This is a genomic window from Streptomyces sp. PKA51 (genome assembly GCF_057552455.1).
The window spans coordinates 207,310-225,994 of sequence record NZ_BAAJPZ010000005.1 but is presented as its reverse complement, the minus strand read 5'-3'; the positions used below and the strand labels follow the sequence as shown (position 1 = coordinate 225,994).

Genomic DNA, 18,685 nt, shown 5'->3' with positions numbered 1-18,685 from the left:
GCGGGGAGCCTAATCTGTCTAACGCAAAGCGTTTGCTTTAGGCGCCCTGCTGGCAGCGGGCGGGAGGCAGGGGAAGGGACCCACCGATGAGCACCACCACGCCCCGTCGGGCCACTTCACCCGCACGCGCGGGATGGAGCCTCGGCGACATCGCCGTACAGCGCGTCGACGAGATCGAACTGCCGCGCGAGACCGGACCCTGGCTGCTGCCGGGCGCCACCAAAGAGGTGCTGGACGAGGCGTCGTGGCTGCGCCCGGACTTCGCCGACACCGAGGTCCCCCGTCTGGCGAGCCACAGTTTCGCGGTGGAGGCGGGCGGGCTGCGGATCGTCGTGGACACCGGCATCGGCAACGCCAAGCCGCGCGCCAACCCGGCCTGGAACGGACTCGACACCGACTTCCTGCAGCGCCTGGCGGCGGCCGGCTTCCCGCCCGAGTCCGTGGACCTCGTGATCACCACGCACCTGCACACCGACCACGTCGGCTGGAACACCCGCCTCTCCGGTGACGACTGGGTGCCCACCTTCCCCCACGCCCGCTATCTCACCAGCCGCGCCGAATGGGACCACTGGGCCGCCACCGACCTGGACGAGGCCCGACGCCAGATGTTCCGCGACTCCGTCGTCCCCGTACGCGACGCCGGACAGTACGACCTCGTGGACGTGCCCGAGCAGGGGCACGAGGTCGCGCCGGGCGTCCTGGTCGTCCCCGCCCCGGGCCACACCCCGGGACAGGTCGCCGTCGCACTGCGCGGCAGCGACCGCCACGCGCTGATCACCGGTGACAGCATCCACCACCCCGTACAGCTCTCCCACCCCCACGTGCACAGCTGCGTCGACATCGACCCCGCCCAGGCCGTCCGCACCCGCGCCCGGCTGCTCGACACCCTGGCGGACACCGACGCGCTGCTCCTGGGCACCCACTTCCCGCAGCCCACGGCCGGCACCGTCCGCCGGGAGAACGGCCGTTACCGGCTGCTCGCCGAGCACGCCGCCGAGATCCCGGCCACCGCGGCCTGACCGCCCGCCGCCGACCGCGCAACCGGCCCCACCCGCACCAGGCCACCGCGGCCCGACCGCGCAACCGGCCCCACCCGCACCAGGCCGCCGCGGCGTCCTCGGCCGCCCCACGCGAACCTCCGCCTCCGCCTTCGGAGTGCCGGTCATACCGCCGCCCCACCCCTCGCCGACAGGAAGAACATCCATGTCCGCCGCCGAACTCACCCCGCCCGAGGCCGCCCGCTGGGCCGCCCGCGCCGGACTCGACCTGCCCGCCGAGCGCCACGCCGCGGTCGCCGCGGTCGCCAACCACATCCACGGCGTCGTCTCGGTCCTGCGTGAGCTGGACTTCGCGGACGTCCCACCCGCCGCCGCCTACCACCCCGTACAGGAGAAGCACGACGATGCAGCCGTATGAGCTGTCCCTCGCCGCCGCCGCGGACGCGATACGGGACCGGCGACTGTCCCCCGTCGAACTGGTCGACTCGGTCCTCGACCGGATCGACAAGGCGGAGCCGCACCTCGGCGCCTACGTCACGGTCGGCGCCGAGCAGGCGCGCCGGAGCGCACGCGAAGCCGAACACGAAACGGCGCACGGCCGTTACCGGGGACCACTGCACGGCATCCCGATGGGACTCAAGGACCTCATCGACGTCGCCGGGATGGCCACCACGGCCAGCTCCCGGGTCCGCGCCGGCCACCGCGCCACGGCGGACAGCACCGTCGCCGCGCGTCTGAGCACCGCCGGCGCGATCCTGCTCGGCAAGACCCACACCCACGAATTCGCGTTCGGCCTGACCACCCCTCAGACCGGCAACGCGTGGGACACCGGCCGGGTCGCCGGCGGCTCCAGCGGCGGCTCCGCGGTCGCCGTGGCCTCGGGCACCGCGACCTTCGCCCTGGGCACCGACACCGGCGGGTCGATCCGGGTGCCCGCCGCGCTCAACGGCGTCGTCGGCCTCAAGCCGACCTACGGTCTCGTCCCCCGTCACGGCGTCACCTCCCTGGCCTGGTCACTGGACCACGTCGGCCCGATCACCCGCACCGTCGAGGACGCGGCCCTGGTCCTGACCGCGCTGGCCGGACACGATCCGCGCGACCCCGCCTCGCTCGCTCCGCCCACCGTGGACTACCGGCCCGGTGCCGGCACGGACCTGACAGGGCTGCGCATCGGTCTGCCGCGCACCTACTACTTCGACCACGTCCACCCGCAGGTGGAAACCGCCGTCCGGCACGCCGTCGGGCAGCTGGAAGCCCTGGGCGCCCGGCTCGTCGAGGTCGACATCCCGATGACCCGCTACGTCCAGGCCACCCAGTGGGGCCTGATGGTGCCGGAGGCCGGGGCCTACCACGAAGGCAGCCTGCGCACGGTCCCCGGCCTGTACCAGGAGGACGTCCGCATTCTCCTGGAGGCAAGCGAGTTGATGAGCGCCGGCGACTACGTGCGCGCTCAGCGCTCCCGCACACTCATGCGCGCCGCGTGGGCACGGATGCTGGAGGGCGTCGACGTGATCGTCGCCCCGAGCGTCCCGATGCCGGCAGTCCGGGCCGGCCAGGAGACGGTGACCTGGCCCGACGGCACGGTCGAGAGCGTCTCCGACGCCTACGTGCGCCTGAGCTCACCCGCCAACATCACCGGAGTCCCCGCCCTGACCGTCCCGGTCGGCCACGACGCGGCGGGCATGCCCATCGGCATGCAACTGCTGGGCCGCCCCCTCGGTGAGCCCACACTCCTGCGCGTCGGCCACGCCTACGAGCAGACACAGCCCGCCCGGGCCCTGGCCACGGCGGCCTGACCCCCCGCAGGAGGTGAGCCGCCGTATTGACGCTCTGACCACCGACAGCGAGCGGCTCGACGGGCTCGGCCGTGCCGTGCACGACGCCCTGGTCGAGACGATCGGCATCCCGCCGGACGACCGGTTCCAGGTCCTGACCGGCCACGACGGTGTCAACAGCACGCTGCGGTACGACGATTACCTGGGGATACGGCGGGACGAGGGCATCGTGTTCGTCGCGATCACGATGCGTGCCGGACGTACGGCGGAGCAGAAGCAGGCGCTGTACCGGCGCATCGCCGAACTTGCCGACGCGTACACGGGTACGGAGCCGCGCAATGTGCTCGTCACGGTGACCGAGAACGCGTCCATCGACTGGTCGTTCGGCAACGGGGTCGCGCAGTTCGCCTCGGCGTAGGGGCCCACCGGTATGTGTGCGGCTGAGGCTGCTGCGGCGGCGGGCGTGCCGTAGTACTCCTTGGGGGATGCAAGGGCAGGTTGCTCGTTATCGTTTGGAGTCGTCGATGGCCGTTCGCCGTGTCGTGCCCAACATCCGCTCGGAGGCCGCGCAGGAGAGCCGGGAGTTCTACGGCCTGCTGGGCTTCGAAGAGGTCATGAACCACGGCTGGATCATGACGCTGGCGTCCCCGTCCAGCCCGGCAGCGCAGATCAGCGTCATGGCCGGCGACAAGAGCGCGCCGGTCGCGCCCGACATGAGCGTCGAGGTGGACGACGTGGATGCGGCTTATGTGGTCATGCGGGAGAGCGGTGCGGAGATCGTTCATCCGTTGCAGGACGAGGAGTGGGGCGTGCGGCGATTCTTCGTTCGCGACCCCAGCGGACGGGTGGTCAACGTGCTGGGCCACCGCTGAGGTGGTGGGCTGGTTTCCTGTCGGAACTTCGGCCCGGCCGGGCGGTGTTGCGCCGCAGGTGCTCGGTGAGCTGGGATTCGCCGGCCGATCACGCAATGTGACGCAAATATGGTCGAGTCATCACTTCTTTGGATGATGAGGGTGTTCATCCCGTTACTCGCTGTGCCTGCCAGTGGTTAGCTGGGCTTGCGCCGCGGGCCGGGGCCCGTCCCGGTGCCGCCCGGTGGAAGGAGGACCACGAGATGACACGATCGATGGTCAGAAACCTGTGGACGCTGACAGTCGCGGCCGTGGTGAGCGTTTGCGCCGTCATGGGGATGACGACGCCTGCCTTCGCCGCTTCCGGCTACCTGAATCTGCACCAGTGCGTGTACTACTCCGGCTCGGCAACCGACCACTTCACCACCGTGGTGCCGGGCGGCGACGGACGGTTCACCACGGGGACCAACGCCTCCGGCACGGCTGACACGACCCCGTCCTGTGGCTCGGGTGACGGCAACTACCAGCTGGTCTCACTGCTCTCCGGCGTCAAGGCGCTCAACCTGAGCACCGGACGGTACCTGAACGTCCACCAGTGTGTGTACTACTCCGGTTCGGCGACCAATCACTTCACCACCGTGGTGCCGGGCGGCGACGGACGGTTCACCACGGGGACCAACGTCTCCAACACGGCTGACACGACCCCGTCCTGTGGCTCGGGTGACGGCAACTACCAGCTGGTCTCACTGCTCTCCGGCGTCAAGGCACTCGACCTGAGCGCCGCACGATACGTGAACCTGCACCAGTGTGTGTACTACTCGAGCTCGGCGACCAATCACTTCACCACCGTGGTGCCGGGCGGCGACGGACGGTTCACCACGGGGACCAACGCCTCCGGCACGGCTGACACGACCCCGTCCTGTGGCTCGGGTGACGGCAACTACCAGCTCGTCCCACTGCTCTCCGGCGTCAAGGCACTCACTGTGGCCTAGCTCGTCCACGCCCGGAACGACACCGCCTCCGATCCCTCTTCAGGGGCCGGAGGCGGTAGTTCGTCGGCGGTGGTGGCCTCGCCCCGAGGGCGTCGATCGGGCCGGCGGCCTGGCGCACGCGTCGGTCGGGCCGAGCGTCGTCGGCAAGCGGGTGTGGTTCGAGCCGCGGGAGCGAACCCGCTTCAGACGTGGCGGCCGCGGGGTGCGCAGAACCAGCCCGCGATGTTGCCGAAGAACGCGCAGGCCCACCACAGGAGCAGCGCGGGGGCGGCGAAGTAGGAGGGCCACAGCAGCCAGGCCACGCCGGCGCCGGAGGCGGCGGTGAGGAGCGGCGGGAGTGCCGCGTGGTACCACCGCCCCGCACGGCGGACCAGCCACACCGCACCCCGGCCGGTGAGGAACGCGGCGAGGGTGAAGGCGGCGAGCACGACGAGACCTATGAGCGGCGAATTCACACCCCGACGTTACCCCCCGCGTTGCGGATCAGCTGCTGGAGCACCTTCACCGTGGTGACGTAGTCCGCGTCGTCGATGCCCTCGTGGAGGGCGGCGCGGATGGCGGGAGCGTTGCGGGCGAGGTCGATGCGGGCCTGTTCGCCCTCCTCGGTGATCCACAGCCGGTCCGTGGCGTCCCGGGTCAGCCAGCCGCGTTCCAGGAGTACCTCGGCCTCCGCCGCGAGGTCGTCCTCGGGCCGGATGTAGGAGGCCATGGCGTCCTGCAGCTCGGGCAGGGTCATCCCCCGGCCGTCGGGCGAGATGTCGTTCGCCGACAGGTTGCGCAGCAGCCAGAACTGGGGCTGGGTGTAGCCCTTGGCGGCCTGCTGGGCCCGGGTGTACGCGATGAGGGCCTCGTAGGCGACACCGGTCCAGTGCGCGGCGGGCTGTGCGGCAAGTTCGGCGTCGGACATGTGTCGGGTCGTCATGGGATCGACCGTAGGACCTCAAGCGCGGTTGAGGGCAACCCCTATCCGACCTTCGCCAGTACCAGGTCCTCTTCCTGCGCCGAGCCCTCCGCCAGGACGGTGCCGTCGGGGGCCCAGATCGCGCTGAGGCCGCACGCGTCGTAGGGGCCCGCCGGGCCGATGTGGTTGGCGAGCAGGACGTGGAGGGCGTTGTCGGCGGCCAGGGCGGGGAAGATCTGCATGCGTTCGGCCGCGCCGTTGCCGCGGCCGTACAGGGAGCTGGCCAGCAGGACGGCGCAGCCGTCCGCCGCTGCTCGGGCGGCGAGGTCCGGGAAGTGGGCGTCGTAGCAGATCGCCAGGGCGAAGGCGATGCCGTCGAGGGTGAAGCGGCCGTCGGAGTCTCCTGCCACGAAGCCGGCCGCCTGCTCGTCCGGCGTCAGGTGCTGCTTGGCGTAGCGCGTGAGCAGGGTGCCGTCCGGGCCGTACACGTACGAGGCGATGGTGGGGCCCGGGGCGATGCAGTTGACCACCGCGGCCACGCCCGCGGCGCGGCAGGCGTCGCGGACGGGGGCCAGGCGGGGGTCGTCGGGGGTGACGGCGGCGGTGACGGCTTCCAGCTCGTAGCCGCTGAGGGCGAGCTCGGGGAAGACCACCAGGGCCGCGCCCTGCGCGCCGGCCTCGGTGACGAGGGCGGCCATGCGGGCCGCGTTGGCTTCGATGGCGCAGGGCGCGGCGGTGAACTGGGCGGAAGCGATGATCACGAGCACATCATGGCTGGTGGAGAGTCCCCACGGCCACCTTCAGGATGTCGCGGACCTGGGTGGTGATCATCAGGCGGGCGCGGACGAAATCCGGGTCCGTGACCGTGCCCGGCGACGGGGCGGAGAGCACCGGCGTGTGCAGGTGGCCGCCGGGCACCGGCAGGTGCACGGCGTCGCGCAGGAGCGTGGCCCGGTAGGCGATCTCGTTGGAGAGGTAGTCGCCTCCGCCGCCCGCCCGGGCCGTGGAGCCGGGGGTGGGGCCGTCCGGCCGGTCGACCTCCTCCGTGCCGCCCGCGGGGATCTCGGTGACGGAGGTGTTGTCGTGCACGGGGAAGGGGCCGGTCGTGGCGGAGGTGAGGGCGGTGTACGGCAGGGAGGTCGTCGTCCACTGCGGCTGCGGCGTCACGGTCGGGATGCCGCGCGGGACGGGCACGGTCTCGGTGCGGGAGTCGCGCACGTTGTCGGGGTGGCCGCCGCGCCAGGCGCCGTTGGTGCGTTCGACGTCGAAGCGGCCGGGCCGGCCCTGGCTGATGGTGGTGAAGAGGTCGACCCGATGCGGGCCGGGGCGGAAGGACGGAAGCAGGGTGCGCTCGACGGTGCCGTCGGCGAAGTCGGCCCAGCGCACGGGGAAGACGACGGTCTCGATACGGGCGGGGCCCGCCGCCGTGTCGATGGTGGTGCCGTCCAGGGCGAGGGCGGCCGCGCCGGAGGGGTTGGAGCGGCGGGGGTCGGCGTCGAGCTGGAAGGGGTCGAAGCCGGTGATCAGGACGCGCTTGAGCGCGCTGCCCGCCGGCAGGTCGACGGAGTCCTGGCCGCGGGAGGAGCGTTCGACGGCGGCGAGCAGCCGTGCGCGGGTGCGCTCGGTGAGGGTGAAGGACGGCTGCCAGGTGCGCAGGGCACGCGTCATGCCGAGCCGGGCCCAGTACAGGGGGCGGTCGTCGTCGCGGCTCAGGTCGCCGCCGGCGGGGCCGCGGCCCTGGACGCGGTCGACGGCGCGCCGCCACAGCCGGCGGCCCTCGGCGGTGGCCAGCCGCTCGGCCTGGGCGCAGGTGCGCGTACGGGCGAGGGCGGTGGTGAAGGCGGGGGCGACGTCGTCGAAGCCGGAGCGGCGCAGGATCTCCTGGGGGACTTCGCCGGTGAGCCGTTCCTCCTCGACGGTGAGCGCAGCGGTGGGTGCGGCGGCCGTGGCGGGTGCGGCCAGGGCGAGGGGTGTGCACAGCAGGAGGGCCGCGGCCACGGCGCCGCGTCGTATCGGTGACAGATCACTGAGTCTCATGAGGCGGAAGGAAACCACTGAGCGGGCATTGGGCGATAGTGGGGGCGCCAACTCGCTGTGGTGGCGGCGGAATTCGGCCAGAATGGCGAGATGACCACAGTGCGGCTTCTCACCGATCCGCTCATATCCGCCGGACACCTCCTCGCCGCCCCGCTGTTCGATCCGGGGGCGGGGCAAGGCACCCGCCAGTTAGCCGAGTTGGCGCTCGCGCTGCTGCTGTCCTCGCTCATCGGGCTGGAGCGGGAACTGCAGCAGAAGAGCGCGGGCCTGCGCACCCACACCCTGGTCGGGGTGGGCAGCGCGCTGTTCATGGAGGTCTCGATCCACGGCTTCGGGGCCGTGACGGGCGACAGACTGGACGGGTCCCGGGTGGCGGCCCAGATCGTCTCGGGCATCGGCTTCATCGGCGGCGGGCTCATCTTCGTCCGCCGCGACGCGGTACGCGGGCTGACCACGGCCGCCACGATCTGGCTGACCTGCGCCGTCGGCATGGCCTGCGGCGGCGGGCTGCCGCTGCTGGGGGCGATGGCGGCGCTGGTGCACTTCCTGGTCGTGCGCGGCTTTCCGGTGATGACCCGGCGCCTGGCCCACGGGTCGTCGTCGGGCCATGTGGAGCTGAGCCTGTCCTACCGGGCCCGGCGGGGGCTGCTGGGTCGGGTGCTGGAGCTGTGCACCAAGAAGGGCTTCACCGTCACCGACTTCGAGATCCACGCCGAGGGCAGCGGCGCCGAGGGCGGCGAGAAGGGCAAGGGCAAGGGCAAGGAGACCGGAGTGGTGCTGGGGCTGGAGGGCAGGGCGCCGGCGTTCGTGCTGGTGGAGGAGCTCACGGACTGGGAGGGCATCCTCGGCGTCGACCTGCGCTCGCGCCGGGACAGCACCGAATGAGCCGGGGTCCCCGTAGCGGGTGAACTCGCTTGGGAGAACGGCGCGTTCATCGGATAACGTGCGGGCAGAAGGCGACGCGGGCCCTGCACGGACCCGTGCGCGGTCCCCGCGCGCCTTCGCGCCACGGCTCGGGCGTCTCCGCGCGGGCGTGTGGCACGGGGCGCCCGGGGCGAGGGTACGGGCGCCGGTGCCGCGACGTGCGCCCGTTGACGTCCGGTGGCGGGCCCGGGCCGTGCGCGGCCGGTTCGCCGGCCGCTCCCAGGGGCGGGGGCGGGGTCACCTGACGGTCCCCGCCCCTTCCTCGTGCGGCGCCAGGCGCCCCTATGGGGCGGCCTGGGCCTTGGGCGGCTCGGCGGAGGTGATGGTGCGGTAGGCCAGTCCGGCCAGCTCGACCTGGCCGCGCGGGCTGGGGTGGAACCAGTCCCACTTGCTCAGCTCCTGGCCGGTGAAGCCGTAGCCGTGCACGGTGTCGTCGAAGCGGCACAGCGCGTCCCGGGAGCACACCTCGCGCAGGACGGCGTTGTACTCGCCCACCCGCCGGTCGACCTGCGCCCGCCGGGCCACCGCGGCCTCGTCGGTGGCGTCCGCGTCGCCCAGCATCGACGGGCACACCGAGCCGAGCCGCCAGACCTGCTTGCCGATCAGGCTCTTGCGCCCCTCGGACCACAGGCGCATCAGGTCGGGTACCCCGGCCACGTACACCTGGGTGCGGGGCAGGGCCTGGCGCAGCTCGCCCAGGGAGCGTTCGAAGTCGGCGCGGAAGCTCGCCACGGGTGTCATATCGGCCACATCCCGCCGGCAGGCGTCATTGGCCCCCAGCAGGACCGTGACCAGCTGCGGGCGCCGGGCGACGGCCTGACGCATCTGGTCCGGCAGGTCGGCCATCCGGGCCCCGGTGCGGGCGTAGTTCCAGCTGCTGGTCTGCGGCGACGGCAGCAGCCGCCGGGCGAGGCTGTCGACCTCGGTGCCGGTGGCCCAGGAGACCTCGGGGCAGTCCTCGAGCACCGAACAGGCGTCGAAGCCGCGGGTGATGGAGTCGCCGAGGGAGGCGATCGAGGCGGGGTGGGTGTTCCAGGCGGGGCGGGTGGGGCTGGGTCTCGCCGTGGTCGTACGGGTGTCCTCGCCGCCGGAGCAGCCGCTGACCAGCAGGGCGGCGGACAGGGCGGCCATGGCGGCCCGCGCGAATCCTGATCGTTTCCGCCCCCTGGTGGTGCGCACGGTCCTTCCCCTTTCGGCCGGATGGCATCTGTCCGGGACCGACGGTACGTCACCCCGTTCCCCCGTTCGCGCGGTAGCTTGTGCTCCGGTGATCGAGTCGGTCCGGCGGCTTTCGCTCTTCGGCGCCGCGACATCACAACACGTCACATCCTGTCCCTTTTCAGGAGAATCGCTCCCAATGGTGTTTACTGTTGGTAACCTCGCGAGCCGGTACGGGAGTGGGACCGGTACGGCTGCGGGGCCGCTGGGGAAGGCGAACCTCGAACAGCACAGGAGGTCCCGGTGACGTCACGAGGGGTTCTGTACGTGCACTCCGCGCCCCGCGCGCTGTGCCCGCACGTCGAGTGGGCCGTGGCCGGCGTGCTCGGCGGGCGCGTCACCCTCGACTGGATCCGGCAGCCCGCCGCACCCGGCACCTGGCGCGCGGAGTTCTCCTGGCAGGGCCGCCCCGGCACCGCCTCCCAGCTGGCCTCCGCGCTGCGCGGCTGGCACCTGCTGCGCTTCGAGGTGACCGCCGAGCCCTCCGCCACCGCCGAGGGCGAGCGCTACAGCTCCACGCCCTCCCTGGGCATCTTCCACGCCGTCACCGGCATCCACGGCGACATCCTCGTCCCGGAGGACCGGCTGCGGGCAGCCCTCGCCCGTGCCGCCCGCGGCGAGAGCGACCTGCAGGCCGAGGTGGCCAGGCTCCTGGGCAAGCCCTGGGACGACGAGCTGGAGCCCTTCCGCTACGCCGGCGAGGGCGCCCCCGTGCGCTGGCTGCACCAAGTGGTCTGACGTGTCGTCCGTCGCCGTCCTGGGCACCGGCATCATGGGTGCCGCCATGGCCCGCAACCTCGCCCGCGCCGGGCTGGACGTCCGCGCCTGGAACCGCACCCGGGCCAAGGCCGAACCGCTCGCCGCCCACGGCGTCACCGTGGCCGGTACCCCCGGCGCGGCGGTCCGCGGGGCCGATGCCGTCCTGACCGTGCTCCACGACGGCCCCGCCGCCCTGGACGTCCTGCGCGCGGCCGCGCCGGACCTCGCCCCCGGCACGGTGTGGGTGCAGGCCGGCACCGTCGGCCTGGAGGGCCTGGCGGAGCTGGCCGCCTTCGCCGACGGCAGCGGGCTCGTCCTCCTCGACGCCCCCGTCCTGGGCACCCGGCAGCCGGCCGAGGCCGGCGAGCTCGTCGTCCTCGTCGCCGGGCCCGAGGCCGCCTGCCGGTCCGCGGCCCCCGTCCTCGAGGCCATCGGCAGCCGCACGCTGCGCGTCGGCGACGACGCGGCGGACGGGGCCGCCACCCGGCTCAAGCTCGTCGTCAACAGCTGGGTGCTCGCCGTCACCCACGGCGCCGCCGAGGCCCTTGCCCTCGCCCGCGGCCTGGGCGTGGACCCGCAGCACTTCCTCGAAGCGGTCGCGGACGGCCCGCTGGACCTGCCCTATCTGCGGGCCAAGTCCCGCCTCCTGCTGGAGAACACCCTCACCCCGCCCTCCTTCGCCACCGCCACCGCCGAGAAGGACGCCCGGCTCATCGTGGCCGCCGCCGAGGCGGCCGGCGTCCGCCTGGACGTGGCCGCGGCGGGCGCCGAGCGCTTCCGCCGGGCCGTCGCGCAGGGCCACGGCGAGCAGGACATGGCCGCCTCCTACTTCGCCAGCTTCGGCGCACCGCACTGACGTACGCGCGAAGGGCCCGCCCCGGCCGAAGCCGGGACGGGCCCTTCGCGCTACGGGCGCGGTCAGACCGTGCGCAGTGCGAGCACCACGTTGTGGCCGCCGAAGCCGAAGGAGTTGTTGATGGCCGCGATCGAGCCCTCGGGCAGCGGACGCGGCTCGTCGCGCACGATGTCCGCGTCGATGTCGTCGTCCATCGCGTCGATGTTGATCGTCGGCGGGGCGACGCGGTGGTGCAGGGCCAGCACCGTCGCGACCGTCTCGATGCCGCCGGCACCGCCGAGCAGGTGACCGGTCATGGACTTCGTCGCGGAGACCGCGACGTGGTCCAGGTCCTCCCCGAGGACCTTGCGCAGCGCCTTGATCTCGGCGGCGTCGCCCTGCGGGGTGGAGGTGGCGTGCGCGTTGAGGTGCACGACCTCGGCCGGCTTGAGGTCCGTGGTGTCCAGCAGGTTCTGCAGGGCGGCGGCGATGCCGCGGCCCGTGGGCTCCGGCTGGGCGATGTGGTGGCTGTCCGCGGACAGGCCCTGGCCCAGCACCTCGCAGTAGACGCGGGCACCGCGCCGGGCGGCGTGCTCGGCGGACTCCAGGACGACGACACCGGCGCCCTCGCCGAGGACGAAGCCGTCACGGGCCTTGTCGTACGGGCGGGAGGCCTTGGTGGGCTCGTCGTTGTTCTTGGACATCGCCATCATGCTGGCGAAGGCCGCGACGGGCAGCGGGTGGATGGCCGCCTCGGTGCCGCCGGCGACGACGATGTCGGCGCGGCCGGAGCGGATCATCTCGTAGGCGTAGCCGATGGCCTCGGCGCCGGAGGCGCAGGCGCTGACGGGGGTGTGCACGCCCGCCCGGGCGTTCACCTCCAGACCCACGTTGGCGCTCGGGCTGTTCGGCATGAGCATCGGCACGGTGTGCGGGGAGACGCGGCGGGCGCCCTTGTCCTTGAGCACGTCGTACTGGTCGAGCAGGGTCGTCACGCCGCCGATGCCGGAGGCGATGACGGTGCCCAGGCGCTCGGGGTCGACGGCGGCGTCGTCACCGGCCTTGCCGGTGAAGCCGGCGTCCGCCCACGCCTCGCGCGCGGCGATCAGAGCGAACTGCGCCGAGCGGTCGAGCCTGCGGGCGAGCGGCCGGGGCAGCACCTCCTCCGGGTCCACCGCCGCCGTGGCGGCGATGCGGACCGGCAGGTCGGCGAACCGCTCGTCCTCCAGGGGCCGCACGCCGGAACGGCCGGCGAGCAGGCCCTCCCAGGTCGAAGCGCTGTCGCCACCCAGCGGTGTGGTTGCGCCGATACCGGTGACGACCACGGTGCGATTGGTCGAGTTCATCGGGATTCTGTCTCCACGTGTAGAGGTGCTGGAACCGCCACCGCCGGGTGGCGACGACGCTACGGTCAGTCCTGGTGCTTGAGGATGTAGTCGGCGGCGTCGCCGACCGTCTTCAGGTTCTTGACGTCCTCGTCCGGGATCTTGACGTCGAAGCGCTCCTCGGCGGCCACGACGACCTCGACCATGGACAGCGAGTCGACGTCCAGGTCGTCGGTGAAGGACTTGCCCAGCTGGACGTCCTCGACCGGGATGCCGGCGATCTCGTTGACGATCTCGGCGAGACCCTTGACGATCTCATCCTGGGTGTAGGCCATAGCGGCGCTCCTTTTATTCATGTGCGTTGGAACTGCGGTAAGGAAACTGCAGGGGCGGTGAGCTCCCGGTGGGCACCGGCGGCGCCGGTCCCGGGAACTCGCCTAGGGGAGGGTAACGACCGTCGCGGCGTACACGAGACCCGCCCCGAAGCCGATGAGGAGCGCGGTGTCCCCGCTCTTCGCCGCGCCGGTGGCCAGGAGCCGCTCCATGGCGAGCGGGATGGAGGCCGCGGAGGTGTTGCCCGTGGTCTCCACGTCACGGGCGACCGTGACGCTCTCCGGCAGCTTGAGGGTCTTCACCATCGAATCGATGATCCGCATGTTGGCCTGGTGCGGGATGAAGACGTCCAGGTCCTCGGGGCTGACCCCGGCCTCGTCCAGGGCCTGCTGGGCGATCTTCGCCATTTCGAAGACGGCCCAGCGGAAGACCGCCTGACCCTCCTGGGTGATGGCGGGGAACCGGACGTCGGACTCCTCGCGGTAGACGTCCCAGGCCACCGTCTGCTTGATGGTCTCGGCCTTGTCGCCCTCCGAGCCCCAGACGATCGGGCCGATCGCCGGCACGTCGGACGGGCCGACGACCACGGCGCCCGCGCCGTCGCCGAAGAGGAAGGCGGTGGCGCGGTCCTTGAGGTCGGTCAGGTCCGACAGCCGCTCCACGCCGATCACGAGGACGTACTCGGCCGAGCCGCCCACGATGAAGTCCTTGGCCATGGTCAGGCCGTAGCCGAAGCCCGCGCAGCCGGCCGAGATGTCGAAGGCGGCGGGCTTGCCCGCACCCACCTTGTGGGCGATCTCGGTCGCGATGGCAGGGGTCTGCTTGAAGTGCGACACCGTCGCCACGACGACGGCGTCGATCCGGTCGGGCGAGATACCGGCGGCGGCGATGGCCTTGCCGGCCGCCTCCAGCGACATGGCGGCCACGGTCTCCTCCGGGCCGGCCCAGTGCCGGGTGGCGATGCCCGAGCGGGAACGGATCCACTCGTCGGAGGAGTCGATGTGCTTGAGGATCTCCTCGTTGGGCACCACCCGGGTGGGTCGGTAGCCGCCGACGCCCATGATGCGCGCGTAGGGGGCACCCTTGGCGGGCTTGATGGTCGCGGTCATGGTGGACGGACTCCTTATTCGGCCGGGGCTGCGGCCGGGGTGGCGTGCTCGGCGATCAGCGCGCGGGCCTTGTCGAGGTCATCGGGAGACTTCAGCGCGACGGTCTCGACCCCGGGCAGGGCGCGCTTGGCCAGGCCGACGAGGGTGCCGCCGGGCGACAGCTCGAGGATGCCGGTGACGCCCAGCTCCTTGAAGGTCTCCATGCACAGGTCCCAGCGCACCGGGTTGGCCACCTGGCCCACCAGGCGCGCGACGACCTCGCGGCCGCCGGCCACGACGCCGCCGTCCTTGTTGGAGACGTAGGCGGTGCGCGGGTCGGCCGGGGACAGCTGGGCGACGGCCGCCTCCAGTGCGGAGACCGCGGGAGCCATGTGGTGCGTGTGGAACGCGCCCGCCACCTTCAGCGCGATGGCCTTGCGGGTGCCCTCGGGCAGGTCCTCGGCGAGCGCGGCCAGCTGCTCCGCCGTGCCCGCGGCCACGATCTGACCGGCGCCGTTGACGTTCGCCGGGGTCAGGCCCAGCTTCTCCAGGTGCGGCAGGACGACCTCCGGGGCGCCGCCCAGCAGGGCGGACATGCCGGTCGGGGTCACCGCGGCGGCCTCGGCCATCGCCAGGCCGCGGGTGCGCACCAGGCGCATCGCCTCCTCGTCGGTGAGGACGCCGGTCAGCGCGGCGGCGGCGAGCTCGCCCACGCTGTGGCCGGCGCTCGCGCCGACCTGCGCGGCGAGGTCGTCGGGGGTGGCGAAGAGCTGCTTGGCCGACAGCAGTGCGGCCGCCACCAGCAGCGGCTGGGCGACCGCGGTGTCGCGGATCTCGTCGGCGTCGGCGTTCGTGCCGTAGTGGACAAGGTCCAGGTCGATGGCTCCGGACCACGCACGGAGCTGATCTTCAACACCGGGGAGGTCGAGCCAGGGGGTCAGGAAGCCGGGCGTCTGAGCGCCCTGGCCGGGAGCGACGAGTACGAGCACCCTCACACTCTCTCTCGTGGACGGCATCGCCCACCCGTGGGGACAGGGACGAAGAACCGTCAGGGGAATTGTGGACGTTCAACAAAAGCCTAAGGCTGTCACTCGGTGTCGGCCAGCCGCCCGAGGATCAGTGCGATCCGCAAGGTGAACGCCGAGCGGACATCGGAGGGTGACCATCCGGTGACGTCCGTCACACGTCGCAGCCGGTACCGCACGGTATTGGGGTGGACGAACAACATCCGCGCCGCCCCCTCCAGACTGCTCGCCTGCTCCAGATAGACGCTCAGCGTCTCCAGCAGAGCCGAGCCCGCCTCCTCCAGAGGTCTGTAGATCTCCTCCACCAGCTGCCGCCGCGCCGCCGGATCCCCGGCCATCGCGCGCTCCGGCAGCAGGTCGTCGGCCAGCACCGGCCGCGGCGCGTCCGGCCATGCGGCACATGCCTTCAGCCCGGCCGCCGCGGCCTGCGCCGACCGCGTCGCCGCCAGCAGGTCCGGCACCACCGGCCCCGCCACCACCGGCCCCGCCGCGAACGGCCCGATCAGCGCCTTCGCCGCCTGCACCGGATTGTCCGAACCGCCGGCGATCACCACCAGCCGGCTGCCCAGCACCCCCGTCAGCACCTGCAGCTTCGCGTGCCGGGCGGCCCGCCGGATCGCCTCCACCGTCAGCTCGCTGTCCCCGTTGGGCGCCGTGCCCAGCACCACGCACACATGCGCCGGGGCGTTCCAGCCCAGCGCCGCCGCCCGCGAGACCGCGCCCTCGTCCGCCTCGCCCGACAGCACGGCGTTGACCACCAGCGACTCCAGCCGGGCGTCCCAGGCGCCACGCGCCTCGGCCGCCTGCGCATACACCTGGGCCGTGGCGAAGGCGATCTCCCGCGCATAGACCAGCAGCGCCTCGCGCAGCGACGACGCGTCGCCCGGGGCCGCCACCTCGTCGATGGCCGACTCCATGACCTCGATGGTCGTGCGCACCATCTCCACGGTCTGCCGCAGCGTGATCGCCCGGGTCAGCTCCCGCGGCGCGGTGCCGAAGACGTCCGTGCTGATGGCCTGCGGCGTCTCCGGATGCCGGAACCACTCCGTGAACGCCGCGATACCGGCCTGGGCGACCAGGCCGATCCACGAGCGGTTCTCCGGGGGCATCGCCCGGTACCACGGCAGCTGGGCGTCCATCCGGGCGATGGCCGCCGCGGCCAGCGTCCCGGAGGACTGCTCCAGATTGCGCAGCGTGGCGCTGTGCGGATGCGGGGTCGGGGTCTGGTCAGCTGGTTCAGGCACGGGGACAAGCCTGCCTTATTCGGGTGCGCTCCGGAGCCGCCGGTACCCCCGCGACGCCCGGAGCGGCACCCGGCGGAGCTACGGTGGCCCTGTGACGCGCCCTGTGATGCATGTGCAGCGGGCCGCCGACCGCTACCGCGGCGGTGAACCGGAGGCCGGGATCGACACCCGGCACGCCTTCTCGTTCTCGGGCTTCTACGACCCCGACAACGTGCGCTTCGGACCGCTCGCCGCCTGCAACGAGGAGCGCCTCGCGGCAGGTGCCGGCTTCCCCGAGCACCCCCACCGCGACGTCGAGATCGTCACCTGGGTGATCGAGGGGGAGCTCGCCCACGAGGACTCCACCGGTCATGTCGTCACCGTCCGCCCCGGCGACCTCCAGCGCCTCAGCGCCGGCTCGGGCGCCCGGCACAGCGAACGCAACGCGGGGTCCGCTCCGCTGCGGTTCGTCCAGATGTGGCTGACACCGTCCGACTTCGGTGGCGAACCCGAGTACGAGGTGGTACGCGGCATCGCCGACGACACGCCGTACGCCCTCGCGCGGGCGGAAGCGGTGCTGCACGTCCGCAGGCTGCAGGGCGCCCGGCGGGCGGCGCTGCCGGATGCGCCGTGGCTGTACGTGCACGTGGTCCGCGGAGCCGTGCGCCTGGCCGGCGAGGTACTGCGCGAGGGCGACGCGGCCCGCATCCTCGATGCGACCGGCATCGAAGCGGAGGGCACGGGCGCCCCCGCGGAGCTGCTGGCGTGGGAGATGCACGCCGAGCCGCACTTCGGCTAGGCCGTGCCCCGAAGGGGCGCGGGGAACTGCGCGATCAGCCACCGGCGGCCCGCAGCCGAACGCGCCACCTCGGGGTCCGGGCGCAGCACGGCATGTCGTCCGCGGGCACGTCGTGGCTTGTCGCGCAGTTCCCCGCGCCCCTACGGGGCGCCGTGGTGGCGCGTGACGAAGATCCCCCGGACCCGGCGGCGTCGTAACGTGGCGCGTCAGGCCGAGCGCAGCTCGGCCAGGACGGCGTCCGTCAGGGCAGGCCACACCTCGATCGCCCAGGGGCCGAAGGGGCGGTCCGTCAGGGCGACGCAGGCCGCCCCCGCCTGCGGGTCCACCCACAGGAACGTGCCGGACTGGCCGAAGTGGCCGTACGTCCGCGGCGAGGAGGACGCCCCCGTCCAGTGCGGGGACTTCCCGTCGCGGATCTCGAAGCCCAGCCCCCAGTCGTTGGGGCGCTGGTGGCCGTAGCCCGGCAGGACGCCCGACAGGCCGGGGAAGGCCACCGACGTCGCCTCGCGGACCGTCTCGGCCGCCAGCAGCCGCGGCGCCTGCAGCTCCGCCGCGAAGCGGACGAGGTCCTCGACCGTGGAGACGCCGTCCTTGGCGGGCGAGCCCGGCAGGTCCGTGGCGCTCATGCCCAGCGGCTCCAGCACCGCCTGCCGCAGGTACTCGGCGAAGGGAATGTCCGTCGCCTTGGCGATGTGGTCGCCCAGCACCTCGAAGCCGGCGTTGGAGTACAGCCGGCGCGTGCCGGGGGCGGCCATCGCGCGGTGCTCGTCGAAGGCGAGGCCGGAGGTGTGCGCGAGCAGGTGGCGTACCGTCGAGCCCTCGGGGCCGGCCGGCTCGTCCAGTTCGATCGCCCCCTCCTCGACGGCGACGAGCGCGGCGTAGGCGGCCAGCGGCTTGGTGACGGAGGCCAGGGGGAAGCGGTGCCCCATCGCGCCGTGCGCTCCCGCGCAGCTGCCGTCGGCCCGTACGACGGCCGCCGCAGCGGTCTCCACCGGCCAGTTCTCGATCATCCGCAGGCTCTCCATGGAAGGGAGCCTAACCCGCCCGCGTCCGCTCCCCGGATTCCCGCTTGCTTGGAGTGCACTCCAACTCTCTAGCGTTGAGCCCGACGCAGAAGGTTCGCGAGGGGGAAGCGGCATGACGGTGATCGACAGCATTCAGGTACCGGCTCCGGTCTGCAGGGAGCTGGACCGGCAGCGCAGCCGCCGCCCCGTGGGCCGGGAGCGCTACACGATCAGCGAAGTCGCCGCGTACGCCGGGCTGTCGGCGCACACGCTGCGCTGGTACGAGCGCATCGGGCTGATGCCGCACGTCGACCGCTCGCACACCGGCCAGCGCCGCTACACCGACCGCGACCTCGACTGGCTGGACCTGGTCGCCCGGCTGCGGCTGACCGGGATGCCGGTCGCGGACATGGTCCGCTACGCCGAACTCGTCCGGGAGGGCGACCACACCTTCCCCGAGCGCGAACGACTGCTGAGCGCGCACCGCGAGGACGTCCGCAGGCGGATCGCGGAGCTGCGCAGCACGCTCGACGTGCTCGACTACAAGATTGAAAACTACGCCGCCGCCCGGGACCGGGCACGCGAAGGGGCATGACGT

At 72.7% G+C, this 18,685-nt stretch carries 22 protein-coding genes; 11 read left to right on the top strand and 11 right to left on the bottom strand.

Annotated elements, in window-relative coordinates:
• Nucleotides 1-86 precede the first annotated feature (86 nt).
• From AC27L3_RS10370 to AC27L3_RS10345, 6 genes are all read left to right on the top strand, one after another.
• The gene (locus tag AC27L3_RS10370; protein WP_487233705.1) at nucleotides 87-1,019 is read left to right on the top strand and encodes an MBL fold metallo-hydrolase; all 933 of its coding nucleotides are present in this window, start codon (nucleotides 87-89) and stop codon (nucleotides 1,017-1,019) included.
• A 184-nt stretch (nucleotides 1,020-1,203) separates the two neighbouring features.
• The gene (locus AC27L3_RS10365) at nucleotides 1,204-1,416 is read left to right on the top strand and encodes a hypothetical protein (RefSeq protein WP_487233704.1); all 213 of its coding nucleotides are present in this window, start codon (nucleotides 1,204-1,206) and stop codon (nucleotides 1,414-1,416) included.
• Nucleotides 1,403-2,794 (top strand): amidase, encoded by a 1,392-nt coding sequence (locus AC27L3_RS10360; protein ID WP_487233703.1) that lies wholly within the window; start codon nucleotides 1,403-1,405, stop codon nucleotides 2,792-2,794. The genes AC27L3_RS10365 and AC27L3_RS10360 overlap by 14 nt, the downstream gene beginning before the upstream one ends.
• Before the next feature lie 13 nt (nucleotides 2,795-2,807).
• Complete coding sequence (locus AC27L3_RS10355; protein WP_487233702.1) at nucleotides 2,808-3,191, top strand: tautomerase family protein; 384 nt, start codon at nucleotides 2,808-2,810, stop codon at nucleotides 3,189-3,191.
• Between the two features lie 106 nt (nucleotides 3,192-3,297).
• Nucleotides 3,298-3,645, top strand: coding sequence for a VOC family protein (locus AC27L3_RS10350; protein WP_487233701.1), 348 nt, complete (start codon nucleotides 3,298-3,300; stop codon nucleotides 3,643-3,645).
• Nucleotides 3,646-3,887: 242 nt separating this feature from the next.
• Nucleotides 3,888-4,616 (top strand): hypothetical protein, encoded by a 729-nt coding sequence (locus AC27L3_RS10345; protein WP_487233700.1) that lies wholly within the window; start codon nucleotides 3,888-3,890, stop codon nucleotides 4,614-4,616.
• Nucleotides 4,617-4,798: 182 nt separating this feature from the next.
• Here the strand turns inward: AC27L3_RS10345 and AC27L3_RS10340 are convergent, their stop codons facing one another.
• The 4 genes from AC27L3_RS10340 to AC27L3_RS10325 are packed head-to-tail and all read right to left on the bottom strand — an operon-like array spanning nucleotide 4,799 to nucleotide 7,554.
• Complete coding sequence (locus AC27L3_RS10340; protein ID WP_487233699.1) at nucleotides 4,799-5,071, bottom strand: hypothetical protein; 273 nt, start codon at nucleotides 5,069-5,071, stop codon at nucleotides 4,799-4,801.
• Complete coding sequence (locus tag AC27L3_RS10335; RefSeq protein ID WP_487233698.1) at nucleotides 5,068-5,538, bottom strand: MarR family transcriptional regulator; 471 nt, start codon at nucleotides 5,536-5,538, stop codon at nucleotides 5,068-5,070. The genes AC27L3_RS10340 and AC27L3_RS10335 overlap by 4 nt, the downstream gene beginning before the upstream one ends.
• A 41-nt stretch (nucleotides 5,539-5,579) precedes the next feature.
• Nucleotides 5,580-6,278 carry a carbon-nitrogen hydrolase family protein gene (locus AC27L3_RS10330; RefSeq protein ID WP_487233697.1) on the bottom strand — a complete coding sequence of 233 codons (699 nt, stop codon included), beginning with the start codon at nucleotides 6,276-6,278 and terminating at the stop codon, nucleotides 5,580-5,582.
• 7 nt (nucleotides 6,279-6,285) lie between these two features.
• The gene (locus AC27L3_RS10325; protein ID WP_487233696.1) at nucleotides 6,286-7,554 is read right to left on the bottom strand and encodes a pyroglutamyl-peptidase I; all 1,269 of its coding nucleotides are present in this window, start codon (nucleotides 7,552-7,554) and stop codon (nucleotides 6,286-6,288) included.
• A 90-nt stretch (nucleotides 7,555-7,644) separates the two neighbouring features.
• Here AC27L3_RS10325 and AC27L3_RS10320 point away from each other — a divergent pair, with 90 nt between their 5' ends.
• Nucleotides 7,645-8,439 (top strand): MgtC/SapB family protein, encoded by a 795-nt coding sequence (locus tag AC27L3_RS10320; RefSeq protein WP_487233695.1) that lies wholly within the window; start codon nucleotides 7,645-7,647, stop codon nucleotides 8,437-8,439.
• 321 nt (nucleotides 8,440-8,760) lie between these two features.
• Here the strand turns inward: AC27L3_RS10320 and AC27L3_RS10315 are convergent, their stop codons facing one another.
• Nucleotides 8,761-9,609 carry an SGNH/GDSL hydrolase family protein gene (locus tag AC27L3_RS10315; RefSeq protein WP_487233877.1) on the bottom strand — a complete coding sequence of 283 codons (849 nt, stop codon included), beginning with the start codon at nucleotides 9,607-9,609 and terminating at the stop codon, nucleotides 8,761-8,763.
• A gap of 330 nt (nucleotides 9,610-9,939) precedes the next feature.
• Between AC27L3_RS10315 and AC27L3_RS10310 the strand changes: the two genes are divergently transcribed.
• The gene (locus tag AC27L3_RS10310) at nucleotides 9,940-10,434 is read left to right on the top strand and encodes a DUF3145 domain-containing protein (RefSeq protein ID WP_487233694.1); all 495 of its coding nucleotides are present in this window, start codon (nucleotides 9,940-9,942) and stop codon (nucleotides 10,432-10,434) included.
• A gap of 1 nt (nucleotide 10,435) precedes the next feature.
• Nucleotides 10,436-11,311 carry an NAD(P)-dependent oxidoreductase gene (locus AC27L3_RS10305; protein WP_487233693.1) on the top strand — a complete coding sequence of 292 codons (876 nt, stop codon included), beginning with the start codon at nucleotides 10,436-10,438 and terminating at the stop codon, nucleotides 11,309-11,311.
• A 62-nt stretch (nucleotides 11,312-11,373) separates the two neighbouring features.
• On the opposite strand, the gene fabF is transcribed toward AC27L3_RS10305, so the two are convergent.
• From fabF to AC27L3_RS10280, 5 genes are all read right to left on the bottom strand, one after another.
• Nucleotides 11,374-12,636: a beta-ketoacyl-ACP synthase II gene (gene fabF, locus AC27L3_RS10300; RefSeq protein ID WP_487233692.1), complete on the bottom strand. Its 1,263-nt coding sequence runs from the start codon at nucleotides 12,634-12,636 to the stop codon at nucleotides 11,374-11,376.
• Nucleotides 12,637-12,701: 65 nt separating this feature from the next.
• A complete protein-coding gene (locus AC27L3_RS10295; protein WP_487233691.1) occupies nucleotides 12,702-12,950 on the bottom strand; it encodes an acyl carrier protein in 249 nt (82 codons plus the stop codon).
• Between the two features lie 102 nt (nucleotides 12,951-13,052).
• Nucleotides 13,053-14,057 (bottom strand): beta-ketoacyl-ACP synthase 3, encoded by a 1,005-nt coding sequence (locus tag AC27L3_RS10290; protein ID WP_487233690.1) that lies wholly within the window; start codon nucleotides 14,055-14,057, stop codon nucleotides 13,053-13,055.
• A gap of 14 nt (nucleotides 14,058-14,071) precedes the next feature.
• A complete protein-coding gene (locus AC27L3_RS10285) occupies nucleotides 14,072-15,025 on the bottom strand; it encodes an ACP S-malonyltransferase (RefSeq protein WP_487233689.1) in 954 nt (317 codons plus the stop codon).
• 98 nt (nucleotides 15,026-15,123) lie between these two features.
• The gene (locus AC27L3_RS10280) at nucleotides 15,124-16,305 is read right to left on the bottom strand and encodes a PucR family transcriptional regulator (RefSeq protein WP_487233688.1); all 1,182 of its coding nucleotides are present in this window, start codon (nucleotides 16,303-16,305) and stop codon (nucleotides 15,124-15,126) included.
• 106 nt (nucleotides 16,306-16,411) lie between these two features.
• On the opposite strand from AC27L3_RS10280, the gene AC27L3_RS10275 reads away from it, so the two are divergent.
• On the top strand, nucleotides 16,412-17,083 hold the full coding sequence (locus AC27L3_RS10275; RefSeq protein ID WP_487233876.1) for a pirin family protein: 672 nt from the start codon (nucleotides 16,412-16,414) through the stop codon (nucleotides 17,081-17,083).
• A gap of 206 nt (nucleotides 17,084-17,289) precedes the next feature.
• On the opposite strand, the gene AC27L3_RS10270 is transcribed toward AC27L3_RS10275, so the two are convergent.
• Nucleotides 17,290-18,108 carry a serine hydrolase domain-containing protein gene (locus AC27L3_RS10270; RefSeq protein WP_487233687.1) on the bottom strand — a complete coding sequence of 273 codons (819 nt, stop codon included), beginning with the start codon at nucleotides 18,106-18,108 and terminating at the stop codon, nucleotides 17,290-17,292.
• 112 nt (nucleotides 18,109-18,220) lie between these two features.
• Between AC27L3_RS10270 and AC27L3_RS10265 the strand changes: the two genes are divergently transcribed.
• Nucleotides 18,221-18,682 (top strand): MerR family transcriptional regulator, encoded by a 462-nt coding sequence (locus AC27L3_RS10265; protein ID WP_487233686.1) that lies wholly within the window; start codon nucleotides 18,221-18,223, stop codon nucleotides 18,680-18,682.
• Nucleotides 18,683-18,685 lie beyond the last annotated feature (3 nt).